The sequence below is a fragment of the Bacteroides sp. ET225 genome, from assembly GCF_024733745.1.
GTDB lineage: Bacteria > Bacteroidota > Bacteroidia > Bacteroidales > Bacteroidaceae > Phocaeicola > Phocaeicola excrementipullorum.
Window position 1 is genome coordinate 1 of the sequence record NZ_JANRHN010000001.1, and the last position, 14508, is coordinate 14508.

Genomic DNA, 14508 nt, shown 5'->3' on the forward strand with positions numbered 1-14508 from the left:
CAGTTTTTACGAGGATGAAAGCAGGCTGTCTGACGAGTGAAAGCGGGGAAACAGACCGGAAACAAGCTCAAAAAGGGGCGGATAAAAATACTTAATCGGAAAATTTAAGCGACAGGCTTTTATATATATGCAAAATTAAAATAATATTCATATGAAGAAATTGTATTTACTTGCATTACTGCTATGCACAAGTGTATTTGCACAGTCCCAACAACTTGCTGTCGGATTTTCCGGCAATGGCTATATAACCCGCCAGCAAGATGGTGCGCAAATTACAGAAAAAGGAATTGCGCATTGGACAAATCCTAACACAATCATTAGCATTTATTTTTATCTGCATCAACCCACGACAGCTGATTTGTCATTATATGCCAAAGGACATTCTGAAATCAAAGTCAGTTATGGGAAGAATAGCTTTAAAGTCAATTTACAATCAGATGACTACACAAAAGTTCCTGTAGGAAGTGTCAATATACAACAAGTTGGATATGTCCGCATCGACTTACAAGGAATCTCCAAGCGTGACGATAATTTCGGAGAAATCAAACAATTAATAGCAGACAATGTTACGGGAAAAAGTAATTACGTAAAAGATTTCTCTGACTATTGGGGGCGCCGTGGCCCTTCCGTTCATTTGGCATATACGCTGCCAGAAGGCGATACCGAATGGTTCTACAATGAAATTACAGTGCCCAAAGAAGGTGAAACAATGCATAGCTACTACATGGCAGCCGGATTCGGGGAAGGCTATTTCGGAATGCAATACAACTCCCCGACAGAACGCCGTATCCTTTTCTCCGTATGGAGTCCCTTTGACACGCAGGATCCCAAAGAAATCCCTGATGAACAAAAGATTAAATTGCTTCGACAAGGCAAAGATGTACATATCGGTGAATTTGGCAACGAAGGGTCAGGAGGACAAAGCTATTTGAAATATCCCTGGAAAGCCGGTCAGACATACAAGTTTCTGATGCAAGTAAGACCGGACGGAAAGGGCAACACAACCTATACGGCCTATTTCTATGCAACAGATGAAAAAAAATGGAGATTAATTGCAAGCTTTTTACGCCCCCAGACCAGCACGTGGTATAAACATCCTCATAGCTTCCTTGAGAATTTTAATCCAGAACAAGGATATTTGTCACGCAAAGTGTTATTCGGAAATCAATGGGCACGCAGCAAAGAAGGCAAATGGACCCGGCTCACTGAAGCAACTTTTACACACGACGCAACGGCAAGTGCCCAAGTCCGCCTCGATTATCAAGGGGGCTATACTAAAGACAATCGGTTTTATCTGAAAATGGGAGGTTTCTTTAATGAATCCGTTCCAATGGGAACAAAGTTTCATTGCAAGCCAACAGGCAAAGAGCCGGAAATTGACTGGGATGCATTGCAGCAACTGTAAACAAATTCTGCTATGATGGCAAGAATTCGGATATAGTGAAATATTGCTGTCCGATAAAAATGCTTTGGGAATACATAAAGAAATTGCTCGGCCATTGTTTTCAGTGGTCGGGCAATAGCACGAAGGAATATTCATTAAATAGCATAAAATCAGTCAATAGAATCATACATAGAACATTGTGAGTTCGTCGGCTTTTTTGTTTCTTTGTTTCGTAAAATACTGCATACCATGAAAAAGACATGCCTAACTTTTGCTATCGCTTTCTTCGCTTTGGCGGCCCAAGCGCAATACTGCAATACAGAAAAAGGAACTGCTCTGCTGTATATCAATTCAGACCGGCAGGCAAACGAAACCCGTATCGACACGACCCTAATCTCCGCAGTCAGGACACAAGACAGAAAAACACTTGTGGAGCAGACGCTATGCAACCCGAAAACAAGAGGAAAAGATTCGATTTTTGATGACAACAGTACGATAAAGTTCGCTTACGGAACAGACAAGACCACAGAGCGAATCATCATCGATGAAAACTGGGGAGTTGAAACGATGCAGACACTTCAGAAAGAGCTGGCACCTCAGGAGAAAGGCATGCCATTCGATCCTGAGGAACTGGAAAGAACAGCCGGAAACCACAAGGGAGCAATTACAATCCCCTTACGGAAAGACATTACGGAAGGAGAAAAGATTCCTTCGGGAAAATTCACCATAAAGGCAAGTTTCATGAAAGCCGGGCTCGAAGTCAGCAAAGGCAGGTACGAAGGATTTGAGAAGGTAACCGTCCCGGCAGGGGCATTCAACTGTCTGAAAGTATCATACAAGCTCCGGAAAAACATCCTCTACCTTCCCCGGACTGTCTATGTCACCCAATGGTACGCCGAAGGCATCGGTCTGGTAAAGGAAGAAACGGCAGACAAGAAAGGCTACCTGAAACAAAGCAAAACGCTGCTCCGCATCATCTCACCGGAATAATCAGCTGAAAAAAATGCGCCAAAGCATGTTTCCAGTGCTATGGCGCATCCATTTTTTATTGCCTCATTCTTCGCCGAAGTCAAAAGAGAGCTGTCCGTCACCCAGCAGATTGAACGACATGCGATGGTAAGGCGTTGTACCATATGCCTTAATGGCTTCCCGGTGCTTCTTCGTAGGATACCCCTTGTTCTTTTTCCAGCCATAAGCCGGATACTCCGCTGCCAAACGGTTCATGTAATCGTCACGGTACGTCTTTGCCAAAATGGAAGCCGCCGCAATGGAAAGATACTTTCCGTCGCCCTTCACAACCGTTGTATGCGGAATGCCGGGATAAGGAGTAAAACGGTTGCCGTCGACCAACAAGTGCTGGGGACGCATCTTCAACTGGCCGACAGCCCGGTGCATGGCGAGAAATGAGGCATTAAGGATGTTGATTGCATCAATCTCAGCCGGTTCAACCACACCCACAGCCCAAGCCAGCGCTTCCGCCTCGACCACCTTGCGCAACTCATAGCGCTGCTTCTCCGTCAGCTTTTTCGAATCGTTGAGCATTTCGTTCCGGAAGTCCGCAGGCAGAATGACGGCAGCAGCGAATACGGCACCCGCCAGACAGCCGCGTCCGGCCTCATCACAGCCGGCTTCTATCAAATCTTTATGCAAATAAGGCAGCAGCATACTTCATCTGATTTTCGTTAAAGAATAGTTCAGCCCAGACTCGTTTTTCTCAAAATCACGGTTCAGCAAAGTCAAAGTCTGCGCATCTTTGTCACACAGGAAATTATAAACGTCTTCGTCCCGGTCGGCCACCAGCTGCCATACAACGGCATCCTTGTCAGACGGAATGCCACGCTGCGTATAGCGTCTGCCGACATACGTATAAACGGCATCCTTGCCGTTTTCAGCCTCAAGATAGGTGAGCCGGAGCAGAAACGTCCCATCCCCGCTATGCTTGCGGCTGCGTATGTCCAGCTGATATCTGATGCCCGGACAATCGGCGGCAGGAAGCACGCCTTCGTAAGAAGAATCTTCCCATGGACCCAGGCTTGCGTCATTGTCGCTTGCAGACTGCCTGAACAAAAGCTTTCCTCTTTGGCTGACGGTCCAGCAGCCGTCTGCATAACGCACATTCTTTGTATCATCGTCTTCCACATTCCATACGTGTCCGCCGGAAGGGAGCGTGCGGCGGTCCAACATTTCCGGCTTGCCCTGTGCCGGGCCGAACAGTTCCGCCTTCGATGAGTCAGGACTGAACACGATGTAGACAGCACGTCTGCTACCGTCCACCGCCTCCGTTCTGATTCCGGACTTGAACAAACGGATCAGTTCTGCCCCGGGAGCGTTTCCCCGCGACGGAACCGCCCTGCTTGCAACCGTATCTTCCACCATCCCTTTATCATCCGCAGAGCGGGAAAAGTATCCGCAACTCCCGAAAAAGGCGCAGGAAACCGTCAGCAAAATTTCTTTTTTCATCCTCAACAACACCGTTTATTCTTTCTTCAAAGACATTTTTTTCACATCTACCACGTGATACACACTCGCATAAGATTCCGCAAATCCTTCGTCCGATTTGCCCATGTCAACCACCTCCAGTTCAGCGTATACCGGAGTTCCGTTCTTAACGCCTTTCGTCAGTTCATCATACTTTCGGGCCAGATCGCCTGTCTTGTCTGTCACCCAATAAGAAACAGAATCTCCGGCCGGAACAAACGAACGGACTTCATGAGAAAATACCAGCGTGCCTTCTGTCTGGAAACTGGGTTTCTTTGCCGGAACCAGTTCGGCCATAGGCACCGTATCCCCGCTCTGTTTCCCTTCGCTTCTGGAGTATCTCAGCACAAGCGTCCCTTTTTTCAGAATCAGACTGTCTTGTGTCAGCTTCTCCACCAACAGCGTGTCAGAAAAAGGAATAGTCAGTCCGTTTCCGATGCTTTTCCCGGAAAGGACAAGGTGACTGCCTTCGCGTTTCCAGGATTCATACTGCAAGGTCGCCATGTTGACCGACGACGCTTTGCCGCCTGCCTGCAACGAAATACCCTGCATGCAGTTTTCCATGCCGGGAACAGGCTCTACCCATTCCCCTTCGATGCTTGCATCAGACGTGCAAGCAACCAATGCCGCTGCCACAACAAGCCCGCTTGCCGCAGCCCATAAGCTTCTGTTTGTTCTCATAACTGGTTTCTATAATAAAATCATTCGGTTTTCGCCATGTCTTTACAGAATGGACATACTTACAAATATACAAAAACCAGTGCAATTACGGACGAATTTAGAAAGAATAACATAAAACCGCCAGAAATATGCGCCTTCCGCCAGGCAGCAGCCTGTGTCCCTTTTCAACCGCATAAACTTATCGGAAAATGCGGCAAGGTTATTCCAACGTTTTTTCATAATTTTGCGGCGTAAAAACAGACAGCAATGCAGATATGATACAGATTGACGATGTAATAGTAAGTTTGGATGTATTCCGCGAAAAGTTTTTGTGCAACCTGGAAGCATGCAAGGGAGAATGCTGCATAGAAGGAGATGCAGGCGCCCCTGTGGAAGAAGACGAAGTGAAGAAACTGGAAGAATGCCTTCCGGCAGTATGGGAGCTTCTCTCGCCGGAAGCAAAAGCCGTCATCGAAAAACAAGGAGTTGTCTACACCGACGAAGAAGGCGACCTAGTAACCTCTATCGTGAACGGGAAAGACTGCGTATTTACATGCTATGACGAAAAGGGATGCTGCTTCTGTGCCATAGAAAAAGCTTTCAGAGAAGGGAAGTGCGACTTCTACAAACCGGTTTCATGCCACCTCTACCCCATCCGGATCGACAACTGCGGCCCGTTCAAAGCCGTCAACTACCACCGATGGGATGTATGCAAGGCAGCCGTGCTCCTCGGAAAAAAAGAAAACCTGCCCATCTACAAGTTTCTGAAAGAGCCGTTGATACGCAAATTCGGCAAAGACTGGTATGCCGAACTGGAACTCGTGGCAGAAGAACTGGACAAACAGCACATGCTCTGATTCGCCCCAACTTTCCGCCCCCCCCTTCCGTATAAAGGCAAAGGCGGACTGCCGAAATCTTGACCTTCAGGTTAAAGACATATATCCCCAGCCTAAAGACATGCATCTCTAAACTGGAGATGTATATCTCCAGGCTGGAGATAAAGAATCCGAACCGCACATCCGGAGTTTTATACTCGGAAAACCCTCTTCAGAAAGTGCGGATATTCAGAAGAATACACTATCTTTGCAGCCTGTTCTATTCAAAAAAACGCAAAATACAACCGAAAAAATGGGATTATTCATTCGAAAAAGCATAGAGTCACTGCAAGATGAAGCTGCCGAAACCGGGTCGAAAACGTTGAAAAGAGTGCTCGGACCTGTCAGCCTGGTAGCCTTGGGAGTAGGAGTAATCATCGGAGCCGGACTGTTCTCCATCACCGGAACCGTTGCGGCAAGCTATTCAGGCCCTGCCATCACCCTGTCATTCATCATAGCGGCCATCGGCTGCTGCTTTGCCGGACTGTGCTATGCCGAGTTCGCCTCCATGATTCCCGTGGCCGGAAGTGCCTATACGTATTCGTATGCCACGATGGGCGAACTTATCGCATGGATTATCGGATGGGATCTTGTGCTGGAATATACCGTTGCGGCAACTACAGTAAGCATCAGTTGGAGCCGGTACCTTACGGTGTTCTGCCAGGGCATCGGCATCGAATTCCCTCACGCCCTGACAGCTTGTCCATGGGACGGAGGCATCATCAACATCCCCGCCATGGTCATCGTAGTGCTGATGAGCATCATTCTGATGAGAGGAACGGCGGGGAGCTCGTTCTTTAACGGCCTCATCGTGTTCCTGAAAATAGCCGTCATCCTGATTTTCGTGATATTGGGATGGAAATTCATACAAACCGACAACTATATCCCATACATTCCCGAGAACACAGGAAAGCTGGGAGAGTTCGGCATCTCAGGCATACTCAGAGGTGCAGCCATTGTCTTTTTCGCCTTTCTGGGATTTGACGCGGTGAGCACCGCAGCACAAGAAACCAAAAACCCGAAACGCGACATGCCGATCGGGATTCTGGTATCGCTGCTCATCTGCACCATATTATATACACTTTTCGCCCATGTGATGACCGGCGTGGCGCATTATACGGAGTTTGAAGGCCAGGTGGGAATCGCTCCGGTTGCCGTAGCTATCGAGAAGATGGGCTATCCGGATGCAGCCGGCGTTGTCCAGCCCGTCTATCCGTGGCTGAACAAGGCAATCATACTTGCCATCCTTTTCGGCTACTGTTCGGTAATCATGGTCACCCTGCTCGGCCAAAGCCGGGTATTCCTGAGCATGAGCCGCGACGGACTGCTTCCGCCTTTCTTCTCAAGAATCAACGAAAAATACCGCACGCCCGTCCACAGCAACTGCCTTTTCATGGTGCTGGTCAGCCTGCTCGCCGGGTTTGTTCCGGCAGAAGTGGCCGGAGAAATGACAAGCATCGGCACCTTGCTGGCTTTCACCCTGGTGTGCGCCGCCATTCTGGTGGTACGCAAAACCATGCCCGACATCCACCGGGCTTTCAAGACACCTTTCGTGCCTTTCGTCCCGATTATGGGCATACTCACCTGCCTCTGCATGATGTGCTTCCTGCCCGCCGACACGTGGATCCGACTCGTCTTGTGGATGCTTGTGGGACTGGACGTATACGCATGTTACGGCATCAGGCACAGCAAGCTCGAACATGGGAAAGCTCACCGTCAGGGCGACATCGTGCTGAACGTGCTCGGGCTGGTTCTGTCGGTACTGAGCGTCATCACAGGACTGTGGCACCAGCAAACCGTGGGATGGCAGGAAGACAAGACATTGCTCACCGTTTCATTCGTGTTCGCCTTTGCCCACTGCGCCTTTTATATGTGGCGGATATGGAAGCACTCGCACGCACATGAAAACGCGGACAAAAACGCAAAAACGGAGCCAAATCCTTAAAATAAGTTATAGGAGAAAGACTTGAACAAAAAAAACGACTTTTAAGCTATATCCCATCTTTAAAAAAGCTGTTATTTTACAGCAATTTATGTATTATGGATAAAAATATTTTATACGTTGCCATTCAGGCTGCCCTGAAAGCCGGGGCGGAAATCATGAGGGTTTACACTGATCCGAACGCTGATTTTGAAATAGAAAAGAAGGCAGACAACTCGCCGCTGACCGTCGCCGACCGCAAGTCACACGCAGTGATTGCGAGTATGCTGGCCGACACTCCCTACCCAGTATTGAGCGAGGAAGGGAAAAAAATGCCTCAGGAAGAACGGATGAGGTGGAATGAATTGTGGGTGGTCGACCCGCTGGACGGAACCAAAGAGTTCATCAAGCGAAACGGAGAATTTACCGTGAACATCGCTTATGTCAAAAACGGAAGCCCCGAAGCAGGAGTAATCTATGTACCCGTAAAACGGCAATTGTATTTTGCGGACACGGAATGGGGAGCGTACAAGGCCGAAGATATCCAGGAACTGAAAGAAGGGACAACCATTGACAGCCTGATAGCAGACTGCCGGCGTCTGCCGGAACCGGGAAACAGACACGACAACTTTGTCATCGTGGCATCGCGCTCGCATCTCACGCCGGAAACGCAGGCCTACATCGACGAGATGAGCAAAAAGCACGACAAGGTGGAAACCGTTTCGAGCGGCAGCTCACTAAAGCTGTGCCTGGTAGCCGAAGGAAAGGCTGACGCTTATCCGCGGTTTGCCCCGACAATGGAATGGGACACAGCGGCAGGACATGCCATCGTACGCGCGGCAGGAGGTGAAGTCTACAATGCCGGAAGCGACAAGCCGCTCCAATACAACAAAGAAGACCTGCTGAATCCATGGTTCATCGTGCTGCCCGCAACGGAACGCCGCACAGATTCAGACGAACGATAAACTATCTGATAAAAGAATATGAATTTTGAAATAATATTTGTACTGCTCGGACTGATCGGAATGCTGACAGCACTTATCCTAGACAAGATGCGTCCGGGCATCGTACTGCTGTCGTTGGTTGTCGTATTCATGGCAGCAGGAATTATTACGCCCAAACAGATGGTAGCAGGATTCAGCAACCGCGGAATGATAACCGTAGCCCTTCTGTTTCTCGTAAGCGAGGGCGTAAGGCAGAGCGGCGCGTTGAGCACCATCGTAAAGAAACTCCTTCCCGAAAAGGAAACGACAGTGACTAAGGCCCAGCTCCGCCTTCTTCCCATAGTGAGCGCATTCTCTGCTTTCCTGAACAATACGCCGGTGGTGGTGATATTCGCTCCGATAGTGAAAAACTGGGCGAAGAAAATCGGCCTGTCGTGCACGAAATTCCTGATTCCCCTCTCGTATGCAACCATCCTGGGAGGCTTGTGTACGCTCATCGGCACATCAACGAACCTGGTTGTACACGGAATGATGATCGACAAGGGACTTGGAGGACTGAAGATGTTTGACTTGGCTTTCATCGGCATTCCCATCACGGTTGTGGGACTGCTTTTCATCATTCTGACATCAAAGAAGCTGCTTCCTGCCGAAAGGCCCGACAACTTCGAGGAAGAAGAGGCAGACGCAGCCGTAGAAAAAGGACAGCACATCGTGGAGGTGGTGCTGGCATCCCGCTTTCCGGGACTGAAACGAAAACTGAAGAACTTCGACTTCAAAAGAAAGTATGGAGCTGAAATCAAGGAAATACGCCAGGGAGGACAGATCATCACCGAAAATTTGGGAGAAGTAAGGCTGCAGCAAGGCGATACGCTGGTCTTGCTGGCCGATGATGACTTCACCAAGACCTGGGGCGACTCGTCTGTGTTCTTGATGATGACCAACGGCAAGGAAATTCCTACCCGCCCCGTACCGTCCTGGAAGAAATGGACTGCACTGGCCCTGCTTCTCATCATGATCATCGGAGCTACAATCGGCGAGCTTCCGGCCATTCAGGAACGCTTTCCCAACGTAAAGATGGACATGTTTTTCTTTGCAGCCGTCACTGCGGTTGTCATGGCGTGGCTCAAGATGTTCCCTCCGAAGAAATACACCAAATACATCAGCTGGGACATTCTGATTACAATCGCCTGCGCTTTTGCCATCAGTGCGGCGATGGAAGAATCCGGACTTGCCGCTCTGATTGCAAACTTCATCAAAAACGTGGCCGGCTCGCTGGGAGCATGGGGAGCGCTGGCCTTGCTCTATTTTGTCACGCTGGTTATCACGGAACTTATCACCAATAACGCAGCGGCCGCACTTGCTTTCCCGCTGGCTCTGGAAACAGCCCAGAAATTCGGAGTAGACCCGATGCCGTTCTTTATCGCGATCTGCATAGCCGCATCAGCCGGGTTCGCCACTCCAATCGGCTACCAGACCAACCTGATCGTGCAAGGCGCCGGAAACTATAAGTTTACGGATTTCATGAGAATCGGTATTCCTATGGACCTGATTGTCATGATAATATCCGTTTCACTCATCCCTTTAATCTGGCCGTTTGTACCGGCTTAACAAAAAACAAAAAGATTATGGAACATATCTATCCTATATTCGACAAGATGCTGACCCGTTCCGACAAGGAAAACCTGCTCGGACAGCATGGACTGATGATCTGGTTCACCGGACTGAGCGGTTCGGGAAAAAGCACCATCGCCATTGCGCTGGAACGTGAACTTCAAAAACGGCACTTGCTCTGCCGCATCCTTGACGGCGACAACATCCGAAGCGGAATCAACAACAATCTGGGATTCTCGGCCGAAGACCGCACGGAAAACATACGGCGCATAGCGGAAGTTGGAAAGCTGTTCGTTGATACGGGCATCATTACAATCGCTGCATTCATCAGCCCGAACAACGATTTGCGTGAAATGGCGGCCGACATCATCGGAAAAGACGATTTCGTAGAGATTTATGTAAGCACACCGATCGAAGAATGCGAACGGCGCGACGTAAAGGGCCTGTATGCCAAGGCACGCAAAGGAGAGATCAAGAATTTCACAGGAGTGTCCGCACCGTTCGAAGCCCCGCTTCACCCGGCTCTCTCGCTTGACACATCGAAACTGTCAATCGAAGAATCTGTCGGCCGGCTCCTGGAACTGATATTACCGAAAGTAACTAAAATATAACTATACAATCATGCAAGAAGAATATAACCTGAGCCACTTGAAAGAACTCGAAGCCGAGTCTATCCACATCATACGTGAAGTGGCCGCCTCTTTTGAAAACCCGGTAATGCTCTACAGCATCGGAAAAGACTCTTCCGTAATGGTGCGTCTGGCCGAAAAAGCATTTGCCCCGGGAAAAGCTCCGTTTCCGCTGATGCATATCGACTCGAAATGGAAATTCAAGGAAATGCTGAAGTTCCGCGACGAATATGCCAGGGAGCATGGATGGAAACTGATTGTGGAAAGCAACATGGAAGCGTTCCGTGCCGGAGTAGGTCCGTTTACCCACGGAAGCAAGGTGCATACAGACCTGATGAAAACACAAGCCTTGCTGCACGCACTCGACAAATACAAGTTTGACGCGGCCTTCGGAGGCGCACGACGCGATGAAGAGAAGTCACGCGCCAAGGAACGCATATTCTCGTTCCGCAACGAGTTTCACCAGTGGGATCCGAAAAACCAGCGTCCGGAGCTGTGGGACTTGTACAACACGCGCATCCGCAAGGGTGAAAGCATCCGCGTGTTCCCGCTGAGCAACTGGACAGAACTGGATGTATGGCAATACATCCGTCTGGAAAATATTCCGATTGTACCGCTGTATTTTGCAAAGGAACGGCCTACCGTAAACATCGACGGGCAACTCATCATGCCCGACGATGACCGTCTGCCGGAAAAGTACCGCGACAAGATTGAAATGAAGAAGATCCGTTTCCGCACCCTCGGGTGCTGGCCGCTGACCGGAGCGATCGAAAGCGAAGCCGATACAATCGAAAAAATCGTGGAAGAGATGATGACAACCACCAAGAGCGAACGCACAACACGTGTCATCGACTTTGACCAGGATGCCAGCATGGAAGAAAAGAAGCGTGAAGGATACTTCTGACAAGCAATGAATAATCAAGGATGAATGACGGGCAGCAGCCTGCCGATACGTTCTTAATTATCAACAGTTAACTATTAATTGAAAAAATGATGGAAGAATTAGATAAGACCAAATCAGGAAACCCGATGGAAGGCGAAACAAGAGGTAAAATGTCTATCGAGGAGTTTCTGAAAAAAGACGAGCAAAAGGACTTGCTCCGCTTTCTGACTGCCGGATCTGTAGACGACGGCAAATCGACCCTTATCGGCCGCCTGCTTTTCGACAGCAAAAAAATTTATGAAGACCAGCTCGACGCTTTGGAACGCGACAGCAAACGCGTGGGAAACGCTGGAGAGCATATCGACTACGCACTGCTGCTCGACGGACTGAAGGCTGAACGCGAACAGGGAATCACCATCGATGTGGCTTACCGCTACTTCTCGACCAACAACCGCAAGTTCATCATTGCCGACACTCCGGGACACGAACAGTATACACGCAACATGATTACCGGAGGGTCTACCGCCAATCTGGCTATCATTCTGGTAGATGCGCGCGCCGGTGTCATCACCCAGACCCGCCGGCACACATACCTGGTTTCTCTGCTGGGAATCAAACATGTGGTGCTGGCTGTCAACAAGATGGACCTGGTGGACTTCTCAAAGGAAGTATTCGACAATATTGTAGCCGACTACAAGGCTTTCATCGCGCCATTGGGAGTGCCCGACGTCACTTGCATCCCTCTGTCGGCGCTTGACGGCGACAATGTGGTAGAGAAATCTGAACGTACACCCTGGTACGAAGGCCCTTCGCTGCTGGAATTCCTCGAAACCGTACACATCGGAAACGACCACAACCTGACAGACTTCCGCTATCCGGTGCAGTATGTACTGCGTCCGAACCTCGACTTCCGCGGATTCTCATCAAAGGTAGCTTCGGGAATCGTACGCAAGGGAGATGAAGTGGTGGCACTTCCTTCCGGAAAGAAAACCCACGTGAAAGCCATCTACTCGCCCGACGGAGAATGCGACTACGCTTATCCGCCGATGTCTGTCACACTTACTCTGGAGGACGAAATTGACGTGTCGCGAGGCGACATGCTGGTTCATCCGGACAACATGCCGATGGTAGGACGAAACTTTGAGGCCATGCTCGTATGGATGGACGAAGAAAAAATGGACATGGAAAAGTCCTTCTTCCTGAAACAGACAACCAATATGAGCCGCACACGCATAGACTCCATCAAATATAAAGTGGATGTGAACACGATGGACCACCTGAGCGTGGAAAACGGAAAGCTCAAAAAAGAAGACGTGCCTCTGCAACTCAACCAGATCGCACACGTTGTGCTGACTTCATCGAAAGAACTGTTCTTCGACCCGTATACGGAAAACAAGGCCACGGGCGCTTTCATCCTCATCGACCCGATTACGAACAACACGAGCGCAGCCGGCATGATCATCAGCAAGGTAGAAGACAAGGACATGCATACAACCATGGAAGTGCCGGTGCTCGACCTTCCGCGCCTGGGTATCGGTCCGGAACATTACGAAGCGATAGAAACAGCCGTGAAAGATCTGGGACGACAGGGATACACCATCGAAATCAAAAAATAAACAATTAAAAAATCAACAGTTAATAGCGGAGATTCGTTATTCCAGTCTTCGCTGTTAACCATCAACTGAACGACATGGGATTACTAGAATTCAGCAAACTGCCGGTGAATACACTAGTCGGAGCCGACTGGAAAACATTCAACGAAATCACCAAAGGACGCACGATTGACCCGGCATACAAAGGAAAATTCCGCCTGACCAAAGCGGTATGCCGCCTGCTTTCCGTCTTGAAGCCATTGCAGGACAAGAAATATGAAAAGCTGCTGGCCGACAAACCGCTCGAACACGACCCGGTGTTTATCCTGGGACACTGGCGGAGCGGAACAACATTCATGCACAACGTGTTTTCGTGCGACAAGCATTTCGGCTACAACACGACTTACCAGACCGTATTCCCGCATCTGATGATGTGGGGGCAGCCGTTCTTTAAAAAGAACATGAGCTGGCTGATGCCGGACAAGCGGCCCACCGACAACATGGAACTGGCTGTAGACCTGCCTCAAGAAGAAGAGTTCGCGCTCTGCAACATGATGCCGTACACGTACTACAACTTCTGGTTCCTTCCCAAACACATGCAGGAATACGCTGACAAATACCTGCTTTTCGACGACATTTCGGATGCCGAACTGAAGGTGTTTGAGGAAGTGTTCACCAAACTCATCAAAATATCTTTGTGGAACACCCGCGGCACCCAGTTCCTAAGCAAGAACCCGCCGCATACCGGACGCGTAAAAGAGCTGGTAAAGATGTTCCCGAATGCAAAGTTCATTTACCTGATGCGCAATCCCTACACCGTGTTCGAGTCAACGCGAAGCTTCTTCACAAACACCATCAAGCCGCTCCAGCTTCAGGAAATCAGCGCGCAGGAGCTGCAAGACAACATCTTGTCGGTCTATGCAAAGCTATACCATAAATACGAAGCCGACAAGAAGTTCATCCCCGAAGGCAATCTGGTGGAAGTCCGCTTTGAGGATTATGAAAAAGACGCCTTCGACCTGACACAGGAAATCTACCGGAAACTCTCGATTCCCGGTTTCGAGGAAGCCCGGGCCGACATCGAAGCCTATGTAAACAAGAAAAAAGGCTACAAGAAAAACAAATACCAGTACAAGCCCGAAACGGTGGAACTGGTTGAAAAGAACTGGTCGTTTGCCCTGGAGCAATGGGACTATAAGCTGTAAATGCAATGAAACGCAGGAACAAAGAGAGCAAAAAAGCTTCTCCATGTTCCTGCGTTTTTTGCATCAAGGCCATTCGCTTCCATAAGAAAATCTGATTTATCCTGCAACAATCCCAATTCCACAATGCTGTTTTTATATTCCACAGTGTGGAACACACAAACCATAATGCGGAACATATAAACCACAATACGGTTTACAGAAAGCAAGCGGCAAAAGACCAAAAAGATGCGGCAGAACAGATAAAAAGACAGGCGCACAAACCGTGCAAATGCTGCGAGCGACTTAAAAAGAATCGGAACAAACATCATCCGGCACATTTTTTCCAC

Annotated in this window: 13 protein-coding genes; 10 read left to right on the forward strand and 3 right to left on the reverse strand. The window is 49.2% G+C overall.

The features are described from left to right. Positions 1-151: 151 nt before the first annotated feature. Together NW212_RS00005 and NW212_RS00010 are read left to right on the forward strand one after the other, a co-directional pair. Complete coding sequence (locus NW212_RS00005) at positions 152-1405, forward strand: DUF3472 domain-containing protein (RefSeq protein WP_258336620.1); 1254 nt, start codon at positions 152-154, stop codon at positions 1403-1405. Between the two features lie 228 nt (positions 1406-1633). After that, entirely contained in the window at positions 1634-2374 is a 741-nt protein-coding gene (locus NW212_RS00010) for a hypothetical protein (RefSeq protein ID WP_258336621.1), read from the forward strand. A 63-nt stretch (positions 2375-2437) separates the two neighbouring features. On the opposite strand, the gene NW212_RS00015 is transcribed toward NW212_RS00010, so the two are convergent. Genes NW212_RS00015 through NW212_RS00025 form a run of 3 tightly spaced genes read right to left on the reverse strand, consistent with a single transcriptional unit; the run spans position 2438 to position 4543 of the window. After that, positions 2438-3049 carry a ribonuclease HII gene (locus tag NW212_RS00015; protein ID WP_258336622.1) on the reverse strand — a complete coding sequence of 204 codons (612 nt, stop codon included), beginning with the start codon at positions 3047-3049 and terminating at the stop codon, positions 2438-2440. Positions 3050-3052: 3 nt separating this feature from the next. After that, positions 3053-3844 carry a copper resistance protein NlpE gene (locus NW212_RS00020; protein WP_258336623.1) on the reverse strand — a complete coding sequence of 264 codons (792 nt, stop codon included), beginning with the start codon at positions 3842-3844 and terminating at the stop codon, positions 3053-3055. Between the two features lie 15 nt (positions 3845-3859). Further along, a complete protein-coding gene (locus NW212_RS00025; RefSeq protein WP_258336624.1) occupies positions 3860-4543 on the reverse strand; it encodes a lipocalin family protein in 684 nt (227 codons plus the stop codon). Between the two features lie 254 nt (positions 4544-4797). Here NW212_RS00025 and NW212_RS00030 point away from each other — a divergent pair, with 254 nt between their 5' ends. From NW212_RS00030 to NW212_RS00065, 8 genes are all read left to right on the forward strand, one after another. Continuing rightward, positions 4798-5379, forward strand: coding sequence for a DUF3109 family protein (locus NW212_RS00030; protein WP_258336625.1), 582 nt, complete (start codon positions 4798-4800; stop codon positions 5377-5379). A 271-nt stretch (positions 5380-5650) separates the two neighbouring features. Continuing rightward, the gene (locus tag NW212_RS00035; protein ID WP_258336626.1) at positions 5651-7342 is read left to right on the forward strand and encodes an amino acid permease; all 1692 of its coding nucleotides are present in this window, start codon (positions 5651-5653) and stop codon (positions 7340-7342) included. Between the two features lie 95 nt (positions 7343-7437). Then, positions 7438-8283 carry a 3'(2'),5'-bisphosphate nucleotidase CysQ gene (gene cysQ / locus NW212_RS00040; protein WP_258336627.1) on the forward strand — a complete coding sequence of 282 codons (846 nt, stop codon included), beginning with the start codon at positions 7438-7440 and terminating at the stop codon, positions 8281-8283. A gap of 18 nt (positions 8284-8301) precedes the next feature. Next, positions 8302-9870 carry an SLC13 family permease gene (locus NW212_RS00045; protein WP_258336628.1) on the forward strand — a complete coding sequence of 523 codons (1569 nt, stop codon included), beginning with the start codon at positions 8302-8304 and terminating at the stop codon, positions 9868-9870. A 17-nt stretch (positions 9871-9887) separates the two neighbouring features. Beyond that, positions 9888-10484: an adenylyl-sulfate kinase gene (cysC, locus tag NW212_RS00050; RefSeq protein ID WP_258336629.1), complete on the forward strand. Its 597-nt coding sequence runs from the start codon at positions 9888-9890 to the stop codon at positions 10482-10484. 10 nt (positions 10485-10494) lie between these two features. After that, on the forward strand, positions 10495-11406 hold the full coding sequence (gene cysD, locus NW212_RS00055) for a sulfate adenylyltransferase subunit CysD (protein WP_258336630.1): 912 nt from the start codon (positions 10495-10497) through the stop codon (positions 11404-11406). 149 nt (positions 11407-11555) lie between these two features. Further along, positions 11556-13001: a sulfate adenylyltransferase subunit CysN gene (cysN, locus tag NW212_RS00060; protein WP_375337928.1), complete on the forward strand. Its 1446-nt coding sequence runs from the start codon at positions 11556-11558 to the stop codon at positions 12999-13001. A 74-nt stretch (positions 13002-13075) separates the two neighbouring features. Then, entirely contained in the window at positions 13076-14182 is a 1107-nt protein-coding gene (locus NW212_RS00065; protein WP_258336632.1) for a sulfotransferase, read from the forward strand. Positions 14183-14508 lie beyond the last annotated feature (326 nt).